The organism is Limnoraphis robusta BA-68 BA1 (genome assembly GCF_034932365.1).
GTDB lineage: Bacteria > Cyanobacteriota > Cyanobacteriia > Cyanobacteriales > Microcoleaceae > Capilliphycus > Capilliphycus robustus.
In genome coordinates, this window is record NZ_JAYGHR010000068.1 from 23,991 (window position 1) to 39,824 (window position 15,834).

9 protein-coding genes are annotated in these 15,834 nt (G+C 37.5%); 2 read left to right on the forward strand and 7 right to left on the reverse strand.

Annotated features, from left to right (window positions below):
• Nucleotides 1–3 precede the first annotated feature (3 nt).
• From brxL to VB836_RS18460, 5 genes are all read right to left on the reverse strand, one after another.
• Entirely contained in the window at nucleotides 4–1,449 is a 1,446-nt protein-coding gene (gene brxL, locus VB836_RS18440) for a BREX system Lon protease-like protein BrxL (RefSeq protein WP_323221396.1), read from the reverse strand.
• Nucleotides 1,436–3,658 (reverse strand): hypothetical protein, encoded by a 2,223-nt coding sequence (locus tag VB836_RS18445; RefSeq protein WP_323221398.1) that lies wholly within the window; start codon nucleotides 3,656–3,658, stop codon nucleotides 1,436–1,438. Before VB836_RS18445 ends, brxL begins: the two co-directional genes overlap by 14 nt.
• A complete protein-coding gene (locus VB836_RS18450) occupies nucleotides 3,651–9,083 on the reverse strand; it encodes a hypothetical protein (protein ID WP_323221401.1) in 5,433 nt (1,810 codons plus the stop codon). The genes VB836_RS18445 and VB836_RS18450 overlap by 8 nt, the downstream gene beginning before the upstream one ends.
• A gap of 82 nt (nucleotides 9,084–9,165) precedes the next feature.
• The gene (locus tag VB836_RS18455) at nucleotides 9,166–9,606 is read right to left on the reverse strand and encodes a hypothetical protein (RefSeq protein ID WP_323221403.1); all 441 of its coding nucleotides are present in this window, start codon (nucleotides 9,604–9,606) and stop codon (nucleotides 9,166–9,168) included.
• Nucleotides 9,607–9,674: 68 nt separating this feature from the next.
• The gene (locus VB836_RS18460; protein ID WP_323221405.1) at nucleotides 9,675–11,072 is read right to left on the reverse strand and encodes an HNH endonuclease domain-containing protein; all 1,398 of its coding nucleotides are present in this window, start codon (nucleotides 11,070–11,072) and stop codon (nucleotides 9,675–9,677) included.
• A 107-nt stretch (nucleotides 11,073–11,179) separates the two neighbouring features.
• Here VB836_RS18460 and VB836_RS18465 point away from each other — a divergent pair, with 107 nt between their 5' ends.
• Nucleotides 11,180–12,139 (forward strand): LAGLIDADG endonuclease, encoded by a 960-nt coding sequence (locus VB836_RS18465; protein ID WP_323221407.1) that lies wholly within the window; start codon nucleotides 11,180–11,182, stop codon nucleotides 12,137–12,139.
• Nucleotides 12,140–12,331: 192 nt separating this feature from the next.
• The gene (locus VB836_RS18470) at nucleotides 12,332–12,526 is read left to right on the forward strand and encodes a hypothetical protein (RefSeq protein WP_323221408.1); all 195 of its coding nucleotides are present in this window, start codon (nucleotides 12,332–12,334) and stop codon (nucleotides 12,524–12,526) included.
• A 133-nt stretch (nucleotides 12,527–12,659) separates the two neighbouring features.
• Here VB836_RS18470 and VB836_RS18475 read toward each other — a convergent pair whose 3' ends face one another.
• Both VB836_RS18475 and VB836_RS18480 read right to left on the reverse strand, forming a co-directional pair.
• Complete coding sequence (locus VB836_RS18475; RefSeq protein WP_323221410.1) at nucleotides 12,660–14,885, reverse strand: hypothetical protein; 2,226 nt, start codon at nucleotides 14,883–14,885, stop codon at nucleotides 12,660–12,662.
• Entirely contained in the window at nucleotides 14,882–15,817 is a 936-nt protein-coding gene (locus VB836_RS18480) for a DUF4007 family protein (protein ID WP_323221413.1), read from the reverse strand. Before VB836_RS18480 ends, VB836_RS18475 begins: the two co-directional genes overlap by 4 nt.
• Between the last annotated feature and the right edge of the window lie 17 nt (nucleotides 15,818–15,834).

Here is a 15,834-nt window from a genome sequence, read left to right on the forward strand (position 1 = left end):
AAACTATTTAGCTTCTACATGAATATCTCGACCAAACTGTCTAAACTCATCGTCTAGATAATATAATGAGTTGCGAATTCCTTGGCGCAACTTTTGAGCAGGTTCTAAGCAGTCTCGCTGGTAATCCGTCAAGGTTAAATCAAGGTGAGGATAAAGAAGTTTAAGAAAACCGGCCGATGATTTTAAAATTGAATTTTGATCGCGCACTGAAACATTTTCAAAATGTGTGTGTTCTTGAACATAAGAGAAAAAACTATGTTCATAGCGTAAAGAAAGTAAGACTTCTCCAAAAAAGTCCATCTTTAATCCTACTTGTGTTGCAGCCATTTCTCTGCGGAATTTAGGAATTTCCCAACCGGGGATAATACCAGCAAAACGATCTAAAAATGCAGTTTCTGAAAAGAATATAGGTAAATTCTTAATAAGATTTTCCTGATGTCGTGGTTTTAAATATTCATCGAGTTCAATATTGGCAAGCATTACAAGAGAGCAGTCACTAGAAATATCTGCGAAGCCAGAACGGTTATATCGACCATTAGCGAGATAAGTTTTTAAAACACCAATGACTTCATCAGGATTGTCAAAAGTGAGACTTTGAACTTCGTCTAAAACCAAGACATCATTCCGCCCCAGCAGCCCAATTTCCTTCGTTTTTCCATTGACAAATAATTGGGCGGGGGTAACTTTTCCTCCACCAATAACTGTGACTTTACTGCTGATATTTTCAAAGACAAAACTTTTACCTGTACCTTTAGGGGCAAGTTCTATAATATGAAAATTGGGTTCGACTAAAGGTAAAAGACGAGCTAAAATCCAAGTTTTTGCTTCGCTAGTGTATTTAGAATGTTCGGGATTAAATCCCATCGAACAAAACAGTAAATCCTTCCATTGTTCCGTATTAAATTGCCTTCTACATTCTGCATAAGCTTGTAAATTAACTTCAGAATACTGAAAAGGTTCAAAATCGAGAATTTCTACTGTTCCATCGGGTTGTAAGCCGAGTAAAATTTTTCCCCATAAACCGTGACGGAGTAGCTTTCTATGCTGGTTGATTAAATGAGTTGAGATTGAACAATTATTTAAGTTAAGAATTGGAACTCTAGCAAAAGGTTCAGGTATAGTTTTTGAATTTTGTTCTAGAATAACCCGAGCTTGCATCAAAGCAATTAACTTTACAGTTTCTCCTTGAGATAGATTAAACTGAATTTCATTGCGATCATCTTTACGAGGAAAAGCTTTTTTAACAAATGTACTAACTTTATCTAATTCTGCTTGAGTGAGATTACCTGTACCTGGAACAATTTTATCCAATAGCCATTCTGCTACAAAACTAGGAACACCAACGGCTGTGAGTCCGCTAGAAGGAAGTCGGGCTTTATCAATACAAAGTGTTCCAAAAGTTTGGCGAACTAATTCATTTTGATAACCCGTTAAATTAGAGGAATTCATCAATATCTAGTCCACTACTAAAAATTTGTTTAACAATAAGGCTTGATTCTAATATGTTCGCTTTATCAGTTTCAGCATTGGTGTATTCAAACGTAAGGTAGCCAGAAAGTTTAATACTTTGTTCATTGACTTGGGAAGGCAATTCTGGAAAAGCTGGAATTGGAAGGTTGAGAACTTGTTTTTCATTTGCTGAAATAGTATGGAGCAAAGGGTATCCCTTTTGAAAAGTAGGTAGTTCTTCAATATAAAGCCATAAGTTTGTTATGGAAATTGAGTTAGGGTTGTCTATCGTAACTTTAATTTGTCCAGGTTCTCTGGGTTTCCCTTCTCCCCAACAAGAAACAAAAATAGGAAGTCGCTGAGTACATTGACGCAATACTGAAAAACCAACGATAACTTCTTCTGGAAATAAACCACCATGAGAGCCTATGACTTGTTTTTCTTTAGTGTAGCTGAAAGCGTTGACTGTAGCCGAACTGCGAACAATGCTAATGTCATGGGGAAGATCATAGCGATCGCAGTCTAATACAACAAATCGAGAATCATCAGTTTTACCGATTCCCATTCTACCCTTTGCTTGCAGTTCTGATGGACAAGCAGACAGAAAGTTAGATAAGCCCAAGATTTGACCGTGATCGCTAGCGATCACAACAGTTAGGTTCTCAGGTTGAGGATGTTGTTTAATACAGTGATGAATTTCACGAGCAATTTGTTCTAAAATTGAAGGACGCTTTACTTGATAAAAGTTAAGCCAATCAACACGATCATGATATAATTCATCAAGCTTGGTAGTATCCCAACAATAAAGTAAATGTTTGTTTGCTTTTAGATCTTGATATAGACTGTCCATTTGTGTATCCGTGTACCGTTTTCCCTTCCCTAATTTTTCAAATACTTTACTGCAATTATTTGTCCAATCTAGCGATTTTGGTGTTTTTTGAGCATAAAGTCCCCATTTTGCGTATTCAGTTTTTGTAGGTAAAAGACTAAACCGAGGTTGAATTTCGGTTTCAAGGTTTAATCCATAAGAATCTTTCAAGTAAGATAATAAATCCAGGTGATCTAGCCATCCTAAACCATCTATAACAACCCAAAAAACTGGATTTTTATTGCATAAGTTTAGAGTATGCTCGGTAACGTTATAGTTGAGCAAAGAACTATTTACAGGAGCAACTTTTAACTGAGGATAATATTCCAATAACCATTCAATAAAACTATCAGCAAGATAATCACTAAATTTTTCCGATGTTGATACTTGCTGTAGCATAATCTCCCAACGTCGAAACGGTAAATATTTTTGCGTTACCCAATTAAGCGTTTGCTCGGGTGTTGCAGATAAAGGTAAAGGCTCGGGTTTAAGTGGTGGCTGACAATTATGAAGATGTTGTTTTTGCTCTTGATTAAGATAGTTTGCTAGTCGCTTTTCTCTATTGTTGATAATCCATTTTTGCCGATTAGAAAGAACTTGATAAGCTACATTAGCAACCCGTTTCATATCAGCTTGTTTTGAAGGAATAAGCTCGTCAAGAATTTTGCACTCAGTTTTATAAAGTTGCTCTTGCCAATAACGCTCAAATTCTACAGACAACCAATTTGGAACAGGATTAGGAAAAACATCAATTTCGTGAACTTGAGGCTCTGCAATTCCTAACCATTGCCTTAGTAACTGAACTTTATTATCAGTTTGGTAATAGGAAGAAAGATTTGAATTTTTGCGTTGATGTTGCCAAACTTTTTCTAATGGTTGATACTCAGCACTAACTTGAATACTTAACCAAGCTGCAAGGTTTTCTTCAGAAGGTTCCTTTTGCCAAAGGTCGTTTTGAGTTTGTTCTGTTAAGTAATCTGCAATGGCAGTTTTTCTGGGATAGCGGCTTAATTGAGTAGCAAGGTTGAGTCGCTGTTCATTTGTCCAGTAATCAGGAATAGGTACAGAACCAAAAATAGATTCTAGCTCAATGCAAGGATCTTTTTTGATCTCTAGGATCGCATCAGTTTTATTCCATACCCGCAGCCATTCTTGAGACCAATCACAAAGTTGCTTTGCATTAGATCCTTTTCCTGTTACCCAGTAGCGCCCTGGCAAAACAAAAAATGACTTTATCCATTCAACTTCAGTTTTTATTACCGTGTAACCCTGGGGAATATCATACAGTCCAGTGGGATCTAATACAACTGTGAAGTCACTAGAAGCAAGATAATTAATCATTAGTCTCCTCTAATTTAATATTTAACAATTGGGTAAGTTTTTCATAAATACTTTGACGTTGAAGCAGAGGAAGTTGGCAAAACATTGTAATAATTTTATTCGCCTGGTCTTTATTCTGCTCTTCTTGACATTGGCGTTTTATTAAGTTTAATGATTCTTGATTGGCAGAGTTTAAAAATTCTATATATTGAGAAGTTTCATTTTGAATTTTAGCTAATAACTGATTTGCAACTTGCAGTTTTTCTGTATCATCAAGTAACGGATATAGTTTTGTTACTTCTTGCTGCAAACCTTCTAGCCAAACAAAAGCTTGAGATTGTTGGTGTTCTCGAAGAGTATTTTGGGTGCTTTCAATCTCCTGATAAAAAGTATCAAATAACTCTTCGGTTATTGGGGTGAGAGCATCGGACGTTCGCTTCCAACCGATCAACTTGTCTAAACATTCCTGGCAAGATTTAATGGTAGAGTGAGAAATAGAAGAAGTAATCTGTAGAATGTCAATTGCTTGTCGAATGTTATTTTTAAGTGTTTTATAGCGTTCTTCTTGTACTGAACCTAAGTACAAAGATGAAATTTCTAGAACCTCTTCTAGAAGCTGTTGGGCTGTCGCAATATTGCTTAAAGATTGCAGTCTGTTTTCAAACTCTGCTAAATTTAGAGTTAAACTTCTTATTTTTTTCCGGATATTTTCTTTTGTAGTTATAATTCGGGATTTTATTTTATCCTCCAATTCTTTATTTTCTACACTGTTAAAACTCTCAATATCAGCCAATAACTTGGTTAATTCAGCAAGCCTTGTTACCCGATTTGCTTCAGAATCCCAGCGTTCAATTTGCTCAATTATTGATCTTCTAGAAGCAAACTTTTTCTCTGTCTTCTGATAATTATCGTATTCATTAGATTGCTGAAAAATTATATCAAGCTTGATATAATTCTCTTCTAATTTCTTAAACTCTTTTAAACTATCAATTTTTTCAAGGTAATTACTTTGAGCTTCAAGATTGGCTTTATGATTGAGAATTGTTTGTTTTAATTTTTGAATATGATTCTCAATTTCTACTTCATGGTCTTGAATATAGAACAGTTCACTTTTCAATTTTTCTATTTGTTTGATTCTTTCTTCGCATTGAAAAACGTTCAAATTATTGTCAAATTTAAACTGACGAATGCTTTGAAGTATTTTTAAATCATTATCTTTTATCTTCAACTGTTCTTGTTCTTCTGTTAAGTCTTTATAATCAACTTCTAGGTTCTCAATAGCTTGATTAATATCAGTCTGAATTTCTTGAAAATCTTCTGATTTTTGTAAAATTTTTGTGATTTCATTTAAACGATTTTTAAGCTTTTCATATTCATCTAGACGAGGGAGTTTATTACTTATGCTATTCTTAATTTTTTCCAAAAATGTTATTTTACTTTGAGACTTAATATCTTCAAGTTGTTTTTGGTACTGTTCTAGAGAACTTACCTCCAAGTGACTGGTTTGTAAACTACTTAAGGTGATTTCTTGATACACAGAGAAAGCTTCCGATATCTTTGAGAAGGGTAAATCACGAATTCGTTGAAGCTTATCTTGAACTTTAGAAAGTTCTGAACGCAGTATTTTCTCTGCATCGCTTTGCTGTTGAATTACGGACAACTCTTCTGTTAGTTGAGTTTGAAGATATTGAATTCGAGAACTACTTTCTGGTTCAGTAAATCGATTAGCTTGACTTTCAATTTTTCTAATTAATTCTACAATTTCACTGGGGGAGGTCACAACAGCTAACTGTTCTTGCCAAGCATCTAGCTGTTCATTTAATTCTTGATACTTAATATTTATCTCCTTGATAATTTGCTGAATTTCAATTAGAGAAATGGTTTGAGGAAGAGAAATCATTATTAACTCAATTTCTGATTGAGCCTCAGTAAAATCATGCTGAGTTGAATTTTGATTTAAGTTTTGATAAAGTTCCTGAATTTTTTTAAGAGATTCATCAGTTTGAGCTTTTTCTTGAAGTTTAAGTTTGGAGTTTTCAGACCTATTCTTAGCAGATTGTAAGGTTTCAATCAAGTGTTCTGGAAGTCCAGAAACTTCACTAATTTTTTGTATATATTCTTCTGCTTTATTTATACATATATCACATTCTTCAATCGTATTTAGAGATTCTGAACCTTCTCTAAAATCTGATACTAGCTTGCTAATTTTGTCGAATAACGCTTGTTTTGCTTGCGTATAGCGATTTTGCTGTTCTTGGGTCGGTTGAACTGAGATTCCATCGGAGGAGGTTTGAACACTTGGAGAAAAGGGAAGGAATTTAGGATATAACTTCAGTAAACTGTTCAGATCTGTTGACTTAGATAAGTCTTCTACTTCTACTATGACAGCAAACCCATCATCAATTTCCTTCACTTTATTAGTGATTTGTTCTTGCTGTTGACGAAGTTTTGAAGTTTCTGTTTGATCGGCTTCACCAGAATTAAGAAACTCAGTTATAGCTTGTAAATGCTGTTGCGCTTTGTTGTAATCTATCAATGAATCAAGAAGTTCGGGAACTGTTAATCGTTCACGACGGATCAATTTTGCTCGATGAGTGACAATCCATTTTTCAACGAAGTCTTTAGGTTTTTTAAAAATGTCAGTATTAGCCCAATCTTGTAAAGGAAGAGTTAGTATAGAAACTGGACTTCCCTTTTTGACTAATACTGTACTTGCCCCTTTCAAAACTATCTCTTTACGATGGTAAGCCATCCATGAAACTATCAAAACAGTGAACACATAATCATTACAACCAAAAGGCGGTTCGGATAAAGCTTTCCAAACTTTTTCAAGCTCAATAATTTTTTCATTCTTATCCTTCAATTCAGTTAATTCAGAAATTTTATCCCAAGCTGCTCGGACGTGTTCTTCGGTGGGAGGTTGAACAACATATTTCTGAGAGGATTTTTGAAAGAGCTTCCAACAACTACAGAAGACTTGATCAATAGTATTGCGATAGAAAGATTGAGTTGGTAAACCTTGAGGCGTAAACTGATCGGCAGCAAGTTGTTGAGCTACACAGGCTGCAATTTGCGATCCACTTGAATGGCCTGAGCGCATTTTATCAACTTTAGCCACTGGAGGAACAAAGGGATATAATTCTTGTAGCAAGGCGCTGATAATTCGCTGAGGCACGTTTTGGGCAACCGAGGGGATTTTATCACTTTGACTGCAATGATAAGTGCAGTCAGTCAAAATATTTTTAAGCTGTGTATCAAACTGTTCTGTCCATCGTTCCATCAATCGGTTGTAAGCTATTCCCATAAGCCTTTTTTCAGAAGGTTGTTTATTTTTCAGTTCTGTTATTCGTAGAAGAACTCGATCTAAATCTCCTGTTTCTTGATTAGGAATTGCTATTGCTATTCGATTTTTATGATGAGAACTAGCCAAATGTTTATTTACATTTTTACGAAACTCTTGCAATTCTTCTTGGGTTTTAGCTAAAACATAAGTCAAAATTCCCCTGGCTGAAACGTTTTTTAATGTCAGATGGCTAGACAATGCTTTTTCTAATTCATTGATGGTATAAATTTTATATTCATATTGCCAATCTTCTCCAATTAATTGATTAGTTTCTACAAACTCACTGGCAACTAAAGTTTCATTGCCCAGGTAGGTTTTTATATCGCTATTTGCCTGGACTACAACATCCGTAATAAATGATGGTTTTCCTTTTATTTTTTCTTCAATTTCATCTTCAATTCCTCGAGGACTAACCCCTTCAAAAAATTTGTATAGTTTGATTTCGGGACGATAGTAGATTAGATCATGAATTTCTTTAAGTTGATTTAATGCTATTTTTAAAGGAGAACGATTTAAGCCAGTCAAACAAGACAATATATCTTCATGATCTTCTCGTTCAGGCTTGGTTAGCCTTTCTCCAGCCGCATAGTATAAAAATAAAGCTTTAAGAACGGTGATAAGTTCATCTGAGTTTTCTGAACCTATCACCTGCTTACAAGCTTTTTTATAACTTTCATAAATGGGCTGATTTGAGAAATTCTCACTAAAAGTATCAACTAGAGAAATAGGATAAATATAGTTCAAGTTGCTATTTGATTCAAGTGACTGTTCTTGAATAAATGTCTTAACGTAGCCTTTGATAAATTGAAGGGCAGTTCTATCTTGAGTAAAATCTAAATAACACAGTAAATAAGTGGTAACGGGATGAAGAGGAAAACATCCGATAGAAATGTGTTCATAAAACTGCTCAAAAGACCAACCCTTTTCTTGATAAATTCTTGTTACTTTTTCAAAGGTTTTCCTTCCTTCGGACAAGAATGTATTATCCCATCTTGTTTTTAATTCTTGCCAAAGTTTAGTTTGTTTTTGAATTAAGAGATTGCCAATTACTAACTCAAGACAAGAAGTCAAACCATCATAAGTAGTGTCTTTGGGGGCAAGTCGTGTAGAAATTTTTAAATAGCTTTCTCGGTTATTTTCTGAAATTCCTACTGCTTTGTCTGGATGAATCTGAGTAAAACTGAGGAGAGAAATTTTTCCTCGATATCGTTCACAGATGTTAGTAATATTTTGTAGAGCTGTTCCTCCTGCTCCTATTTGATCAGCAGCCCAAGATTGAAGATAATAATTTAATTCATCAAAAAGGATAAGAATTCCTTGAAAACGGCAATTTTCACCCGAGCAAAGATTTTCAATTAAATCGGAGAGAATTGCTTCAATATCAATATCAACAGAAAAGTCAGGTGTCAAGCGTGCAATTTCTTTGGCTAAATCTATTACAATCTGAATAACAGTCGGGTTATTTTCTTCTAAAAGTTTAATAATAGTGCTGAGATCCCCTTGAGAAATTTCAAGACTTTGTAAGTATTTCTCAGCTTTTTGACGTTCATTTACATCTAAACCTTTTAAATACTTCAGTGGTTCGCTGCAAATATGTTGAGCTATTGTATTCTTGACACCTGCTTCTTCAAGGGTTTTTAGCAGCTGTTGAAGAAAATGCTTGCGAATATTTCCTCCCCTATCCCCGCTCAGACAAATAACTAAATGATTATTTTTTACTGTTCGTTTGTAGCCCTCTAAACCCTCAGCTATAGCAGGAGATGTTTTGGCAGAAGCCACTTTTACTTGATGTAAGATCCCTTCAACTTCGGGACTGCTATAAGATTGTTTAAAAAAATTGGCGATTGCAACAGCAAAATGGGATTTTCCTCGTCCGTATTGTTGAATTATAAGATGAATATTGGGTTCGGTGCGGCTGTGAAAACTTCTCCGTAAAACATCTAAAATTCCTACTGTGGAAAGCGTGGGTTTTTTTGAATCATAATTCAAGATAAACCCCTCGCAAAGACTACCATTCTTCTCGGGGTGATCTATCATGTTTAAGCTAACAGCATTGGCAACGATACCTTTTTCATTGATTTCTACAAACTGTGAGAGAAGCATAATAATCTCGAATTTTATGTAAGACTTGAACAAGTGAATAAATTAAATCAAGCAGTTAAGTTAAAAATTTTTACAGAAGATATCAAGCAGATGAAATTCTTTTAATTCGGTTTTGTGGCCAAGTTGCAGGAAGCAATTTTTGAGGTAATAATATCCATAAAATTTTTTCAAGTTTGCGAGTTTTTTCTAAGTTATTCCAAAATAGAGTAACATGACCTTCAGATTGAATCCGCAAATAAGTAATCAAACAGTCGAATCCTTCGAGCAAAATCATGCTTTGACTGACTCCACAACACATCAATTTTACGGCTTCTAATTCTCGCTCTAAGTGGTGATGAAAAACTAAAAATTGATCGTCATCCTGAATTCGCCCCAGTAAATTTGTTCGATAGTTTACTCGGCAGGCATTATTGTAGAAAGCCAAGTCAATCAATTTCTCTTCTGTTGGAGTATCCCATAACAGTAAATGAATACGATCATCTGGACGGGAATCCCATAACCGAAGATTAGCGTTCATTTTCATAAGCTTTCTCCAAAAGTGTTAAAGGATTATCCCACCGAGGAATGACTTGAAAGGGACAAATTAAGATATTAACTAAAACTCCATTCAGTAGAAAAGCCTTGATTTTTTGCCAAATTCATTAGCGGAATTAGAGTTAATTCATAAGCATTTTTAAGCCGATCTAAATCCAGCAAGTCTTCTGAAGATAGTTTGAGATCGCTGGTGTAAGGTTCTACATACTTTTCCCAAGTATTTTTTTTCATAAATTGATGAGACGTAACTAATCCCAAATGCTGAATCTCGACAAATTGAGTAAAATACTTTTGAGAAGGTAAATTATTAGATTTTGATGAATTAACTTCTGGCACAATAGGAACTAAATTCCAAAGTTGATCGTGAGCAACAAACGACCAAGGCAAATAATGATCTAAACTTAACCTTGTTGGATTTAAAATTTGATTGGAATAAATGCAGCAAGTTTCGGGGCGCTTCTCTAAAATTAGTTTCCAGTATTTTGTCTGTTTTGATAGTGATTCTCGCTGAGAAGGCATAAACAGCTTATTCACCAAAGCGGGCGTACTGGGATTACATTTCTGCATATATCCCAACCACTCCCAAGCCGCCCAAGCCCGAACAATTGAATAGTTTTCTTCTAAATACTCAGCCCAACTTGGATGTAAAATAATAGACTTGCAATTTCTCTTTTCATTGGAGTCGAAACGATACAAAGGCTTTCTAGATTCAAAATAGTTTTCGGCAATCTCTGGCATTGCATACTCTAGATCTGTTCCTCTACCTGAATTAACGTTGTGTAGTTTAATCTCTTGCTTGAAGAAGGGACTAATTAAGCGGAAAGGAACATATTTCGCCAAACTTGCAACAATATCTTTTAAATCTTGAGAGACGATTGTTTTCCTCAATAACTTTTTGTCGGCATCTGTAAAGTTGAGAATCGGTTCATAAATTTCTAGTTTTAAAGCGTCTAGCTTTTGAGAAATTTTATCTTGAGAACCAAATGATAGTTTAAAATAAGTATGAGGATACCAAGCATTAGCTAATACTTCTACAATAATTTCTTCAAAACTAATCGGTGATAAAACCTCAAACAATCTTCTTTTTAAAATATCCAATAAGGAAATAAAAAATAGATACTTATAAGAATTTGTTGTGTCTGCAAACAATCTCGATAAAGCTGAAACATCAACTTGATCGGAAGAAGGTAATTCTGTAGGTTGGACTAAGACAGACGGCTTTGGCTCTATTATCCAGTCTCCCAGATACAGTTTAACGAATTCCTGTGATGCTTCAGGATTAATGTTTTGCAGTGCTTTAAGAATGTCTACAACGGTTTCTGCTGTTGGATCTACCTGACTGTGAAACCATCGATTGATGACCGGACGCTTCGCATTCAAAGCTGTAGCCAGTTGGTTCTGGCTGATTTTGTAACTTTCAAGCGTCTGTTTTAGTGCTTCACCTGCTTTGCCCATACTCTCTATAGTGCCAAAGAGCGGGAAAATCGTAAATGTAACTATGATTGTTTACATATTTTTTACTGCTTGTTACTATATATGATAACAAAATAATAGAGAGAGTCATGCAAAAAGCCTTCAATTGTCTAGTTTGTGGAAAAACAGTTAAGCCGGGTTCTGCTCATCCAGCTTGCCGTCGAACTTGCGGTAATGCTGAATGTCAGGCTATCTACCAGAAACAATGTTCTGCCCTAATTGACCAATCTCGCCAGCGTGAGCGAATTAAAAAACTTCAGCAACAGGGCATAGATCTTGTAACTTGTGCTGTGTGCAATCAACAATTTGAGATGATCCATCACAATCATTTAAAAAAACATGGATTAACCGTGAAAGAATACAAAAAGCTTTATCCAGAGCAGCCAATTCTAAATTCGAGAACAAAGCAAACTCGGGGGCAAGGATCTAAAGTACAATCTCACTATTTGGCATATCCGGGAAAAAACTTAGATGAAAAAATTTATGAATTTTTGACGGGTACTTTGTTGGGCGATGGCTCTATAGAGAAGGGAAAAAACAAACAAAATGCTCGATATGTAGAAGGTGGTAAAAATCAAAAATATCTAGAGTGGAAGTATAACTTTATCAGCGAATATTTCCCCTGTAACTTTCAAGAGCGGCTATCCGCACCTCATACAAAAACTAGAAAGCAGTATCAAGGCTGGTGGCTAAGAACTAAAGTTCATCCTGCTTTAACGGATTTGCACTCTCAATGGTATGTGCAGAAAAAAAAGATTGTTCCCCAAAATTTAGTCTTACAATATATGACCGAATTTGCTTTGGTAATTTGGTTTTGTGATGACGGATGCTCTACAGACTCAATTAGATTGTATACGCTGTCTTTCGATGAAAGTGAAGTGATTTTTTTGGCGGACTTACTCCGGTGTAGATTTGCATTGGATAGCACAATTTTAAAAAATAAAAATAATCAATATTTTATTCGGCTAACTGCTAATGCTAAACACAAAATAAGAGAAATTGTTTCGGGTTATAACATCCCCGGCATGGAATATAAACTTAACTTTTAGTTCGGAATTGAATTCAAAGTTTTTTTGAGGAAAGAACTTAATTATAAGGACAGGTGCGATCGCCTGTTCTGATCGGCTTTCCTCATGGTTCTTCATGTCGTCGGGAAAAAGCAAAACCGTACGTAACTAAAAATGATAACTAATTTTGAGATGTGTTACTATATATGCTAACAAAAAATCTTGAGTTAGCCTATGTCCTACAAACGAAGCCTATATCCCTGGTCAGTAGTTCGCTTGCTACCAGATATGCGACGGATCACTGTTGCTCGATTCTCGAATCGCTCAGATGCAGATGGACACATGGGACTTCTGCGCCAGTTGATTCCAAAAAGTAAATTTGTTGTTGTATTCGATCCTCCGGTTCTCTCGAATACTCCCAAAAAATAGCTAGTTCTTATCAAATATTTTGGTTAAATCTCTAGGGGGGTTTGTCTTGATGTGGCGAACCCCTAAAAGATTATTCAGATTAATAAAAAACTTATAAAGTAAAAACTAAACTAGGTCAAAAATTCTCTTTTTCTCAATTCAAAAAGGAATAGTAAATACTGACTTCCGGCCCGTATCCTGTCCTACACAACCGCTGTTGATCTTGGAACTCAATCATCGCCTCAATCAGTTCCCGTCTGGCTTTCGCGCCTTGAGAGGTCAGTTGTCTGCGGTTGATCAGTTCGTTCCAGAGAATTGGACTTTGGGAATAAACGCGATCGCAAACTTGGGAAAGTTGAGCATTGAAATCGGTCACATGACTGATCGTTTTTTGATTTCCCTGTATCCAACAGACGTTTTGCCCCGCAGCCACATCAAAAGCCCGTTCCAGTGTCTCGTCGAGCGCTTGTTCCAATTGCACCAAACGATAGCGCACTTCCCGTCTGGCTACCCCATCAGTTTGCAATTCGGGAGCTTTCTTGTTCAGGGTGGATAAAGCCGAAAACTCCCGAGTTTGAATTCTCAAAATATCTAACTGAGCCGCCACTATCAAAATCAAGGGCTTGCCATCTGCTGTAGTTTGGGGAACCTCTTGGGGTGATTCTATATCGACCCAATATCCCACCAACCCGTCATAACTGCTATCTTTACAGCGCAACTCACTTAAGATTGTGGAATTATCCAGATAGCGACGTTCAAAGTAACGCAGCGTTCCCGTCCGATAACTATGGCGTTGGGCGACAACGGGTTTCAGGGGGCGAAATTCATTTAAAAGTGTAACTATCGGGCGACGCTCTTGCTCTATGTAAGCGGTAAGTTCCAAGTCCACATTAAAATCCGATCCCTGCCAGATTCGCAACTCATCAAGCTGGCGTTGGTGAGTAATCAGGCATTTATCGATGAGTTTGTCTATCGCTTGCTCCCACCTAGAAAGTTGATTTTCTAATTCGGCACTATCGGACATTGCCAACAACACTAACTGTTTGGTAGCCCGCACTGCTCCGGTTGTGGTTATCAAATTTAACGCACCAATCGTTTTTAATACTTCCAAACAATCCGCATCCAGGTGTTTGGCATCACCAACGACCCCTTGAACCTCAACCCATTTTTGTAAATTTGGCCGGGATGTTAATCTCATACCCACCGCTTCAATAAAATAGTCGTAAACCCTTGCCAGTTTTACTGTCGGGAGTATCGAATCTCGGTTAACGGTGGTTTCTTCTAGAAATTTTCTAAACGAGTAAGGTTCGGAACTGGTGAGGAAAGTAAAGAGGGAGCGGTCATTTTGAGCGTAGCGCTCACATAACGTTGGCAACACCAACGCCACAACTGGATGTAGGGGATAAGTTGAGGCTAGTAAATCTTGTGTGACATCGGCTATGATATCCGAAGGTAGCAGTTTAAACCATTCGGAGGCTTGGTTGGAAATCGCACAGCGAAACGGATCGGCGTTGTCGGCATCAATCGCCTGTCCGATCAGTCGCATCATTTGAGCGGAGGTATTAACAAACGGAATATCTTCAAAGCGTCCCTGAATTTTTGCCCACTCGTTGCGCTGGACGGAAGCCAACCGTTCGCCGTAGTCGGCAAAAGACTGATGCAGTAAGCCAATCAGATAAACTCTCCCCTGATTTTGAGGCTGAAGTTCGGCAAGTTGCTGGAGAAGGTAAAGATCTTCTGCCCCCTGGTTATGGGAGGCGTACTCCAAATTTTTCCCCAACTCGTCAATAATCAACAGGACATCCGTTTCCGCCGCTTGAACAATTTCTTGAATGAGCGACAAAACTGTGCCGCCGTCTATGACACGCTCAGGAGTCAGATCCGTAACTAGATCAACCAGTTTCTTGGCAAAATCAAATTTAGCCAGCTTTTGAGCCGACGAGAAACTGTTAATCCCGCGATTAAGGGCGCGGATAATGGTATGGCTGACGGGTTCTCGCGCTCCAGTTGCAATAGCCCGAAATAAACCCGTTTTGGGAATGCGCGAACTAATGGTTTGATATTCCTCGCTGTCTGCTCCCAGAGTTTGTTCGGCGATCGCAAGTGCCGAAGTTCTCATGGTTGATTTAGAAGTCCCGCACAGACAAGCCAGGTAGTGAGCAAAAGCAGATTTACCCGTTCCGTAAACACTGGTTATTGTCCAAGCTTGGTTCCCCTGGGGTTGAGTCAAACCCGTGAAGATTCTATAAAGCGCATCAACCGCTCTGTCGGTAAGAATGTAGCCATCTATCGCTTCGGGGCGTTCTAAGTCGCGCTCCAAGTTAATTGAGCGAGAGTAGCGGCGGTTGAGGCTGAAATAGTGAGATAGGGGTTTGTTCATCGGGATATTGGGCTACGTCTGCCTTGATAGTAATAATCTAAAATATCTGTGGCGAGTTTGAGGGGTTCGGCATCAAAGGAAAATTGAATCAACCCCGCTTGATCAGACAGGAACAGCGAGTTAAACTTTTGGCTAACTCTTTCAATAGCATCGCACACTGCACTTTCGGATAATTTAAACACCATACCCGGACTGCTAGCATCGTAGAGTAAGCGAGAAACGGCGATTGTTTTGGAGCGACCAACCCAAAAAGCATATTCGAGTGCAGCATAAACAATAACTTCTGGTGGTAAATTTCGTTTCTCACCAATCCGAAAAGTATAATACTGTGTGTCCCGATCTGTATGAAGAATGCCGAGTTCGCTAAAGGGGCAGTCTAGTGTATCTTCGCTCGCTTTGCCTTTAATGGGTTGCCTGGCGTACATTCGCAAGATACAGGCTATATCCTTACTTATAGAAGAATCAGCTACCTTTGTTCCCAAACCGTCACGGTACTCGCACAAAGCCTTGTACAAGTTTTCCTGAGTGAAATCTTGGTTGTTGTACAAATTGAAGGTAAAGTACCAAGCAGCCGCATTGCAAGGCGGTTTGAGCAGGTTCCAGTGCAGCAACCACAAGGAAGCGGGATCTTCACAAAACGGATCGTAACCAACATCTGCCATCAATTGGTTGGCAAATTCGGTTGGCTGATCGTCTTCTAAAATTTTGAAAGCATCGCACCAGTAACGAATAGAGCGAACCATGTTCTTCCCTACTCCCAGCCGAACCGTTGCATCATCAGCTAGAAATACTCCAGAATCTTCTAACGCAGCATCAAATCCTTTCTTTAGCCAACCAAAGCGCGGATGAAACGTCTCGTGACGAGCAAAGACGGAATTAACCCACTTAGCAGGTAAAATCTGGTTAATCAGGGGAAGAGTCTGTTGTATCATTAGTGAGACAAGCTAAA